We start from the raw sequence: 1,561 nt of genomic DNA, 5'->3' as shown, positions 1-1,561 counted from the left end.
CTGTCACAGGGTCCAAATGGGAACTGCTGGAAGTCAAATCGTCCACCTGTCATTGATAATCGCGACCAGTACCCAATCACCGCGGCTGTTCTTCTCGAAGACCATGTTCAAACTTTGCCAGTCCATTCCGTCATACTGCGTTGTGCCCGGGAAATAGAATTCGACGATGGTTGCTTCCGGATACAGCCGGTGGATGAATTCATGGGTTGTCGGCTGCTGCGTACGGCCAAACCGTTCCTTGGCGCTATACGGTGCATCCATCAGATACTCTCCGTAATATTCGGCAGGCGTCAAACGGATTTCAAAGCCGCTGCCGTCCTGGTATCCCCATAAATAATCAGTCGAATTATTCATGAAGCCGGGAAGCTGTGCTTTCGTAAATGTGACTCCACCATTGTCGATGCAGCCGCCCGCATAAGGACAGAACGTCAGGCCGTCTGCAGTGCTGACATAATCAGCGACATCTGCAAAATCCTTCGCTTTCAATTCGGCCAGAATGTCATTGGCCGTCTTCAGCAGTTTTTGTTTATCAGGGATAAAACCTGGTTCGATGGCCCGTGCCAGAAATGCTGCAAACTGGGCACGTGTCACTGGAATATCCGGACGGAACGTGTTGTCGGGATAACCGCGTGTCACTCCCTGATGGGCGAGTCTGGACACAGCATCGAACGCTTCGTGATTTTTGTTCATGTCCCGGAATTTATTGTCCGGTGCTTCCGGGAAATACAGCGCACGGTCCAGCATCATCGAGACATGGGCCCGGGTGATGGTGCGGTCCGGAAGGAAATATTTGTCCGGAAAGCCCTTGATGATGCCCTCTTCAACAGCGGAAGCGATATAACCCGAATACGGATGATTCGGTGCTACGTCGCGGAAGCCGGTGGAGCGGGATGCATCATTGAGATCCAATGCGCGTCCGATCATCACGACGGCATGCGCCCGGGTGACAGGATCGGTTGGCTTGAACGTTCCATTCGGATAACCGGTGATGATGCCTGCTTCATGCAGATAGGCAATTTCAAAAGCAAACTCGTGGTTACCAGGCACATCATCAAACAATACGATCGCTTTGGCGGGAGATGAAAACGAGCTGAATACAAGGATGGCAGCTGCAATCAAAGACAGGTAAGCCTTCATAAATACCCCTCCCTTTTTACTATTATTTTACCACATTTCATTATGATAGTATTAAATAATTGTAAATATAAATAATTTATTGACATATGAAATCATTGCTACATTTGAATGGAATTCGAGCAGAAATCAAAGTAAACACTTTAGGGTACTACTGTTAAATACTGTGTAAAATTATAAAAAAGAAAATTCAAAATATTTAATGTAATTGTAACTTGACAATGATAAGATAATTATTGAAGGAAAAAAATGGAGGAGGAAAAAGATGAAAAAACTATTTAGTTTGTTTATTGTACTCTTGTCATTTGCGTTAGTCCTGCCGGTATCTGCGGCAACTGATGTACCGAAAAACCATGAATTTGTTGAAGAAATCAATTATATGATGGAAAAAGGTGTGATCCGGGGTTATTCCGATGGGACAGTTCGA

The 1,561-nt window shown here is 45.7% G+C and carries 2 protein-coding genes; one reads left to right on the top strand and one right to left on the bottom strand.

Annotation, left to right across the window (positions count from 1 at the left end; translation table 11 throughout):
- Positions 1 to 33: 33 nt before the first annotated feature.
- Entirely contained in the window at positions 34 to 1,137 is a 1,104-nt protein-coding gene (locus KW93_RS00480) for an S-layer homology domain-containing protein (protein WP_033540986.1), read from the bottom strand.
- Between the two features lie 262 nt (positions 1,138 to 1,399).
- Here KW93_RS00480 and KW93_RS17225 point away from each other — a divergent pair.
- Positions 1,400 to 1,561 (top strand): S-layer homology domain-containing protein (locus tag KW93_RS17225; protein WP_161787017.1); only part of this gene is annotated, 162 nt, incomplete at its 3' end.

Origin of the sequence: Planococcus sp. CAU13 (assembly GCF_000775575.1) — a bacterium.
Classification (GTDB): domain Bacteria; phylum Bacillota; class Bacilli; order Bacillales_A; family Planococcaceae; genus Planococcus.
This window is presented reverse-complemented; position numbering and strand designations above follow the sequence as displayed.

Excerpts from the sequence above, each read along its gene's own strand:
- KW93_RS00480 (WP_033540986.1), bottom strand. The coding sequence starts at position 1,137 with ATGAAGGCTTACCTGTCTTTGATTGCAGCTGCCATCCTTGTATTCAGC.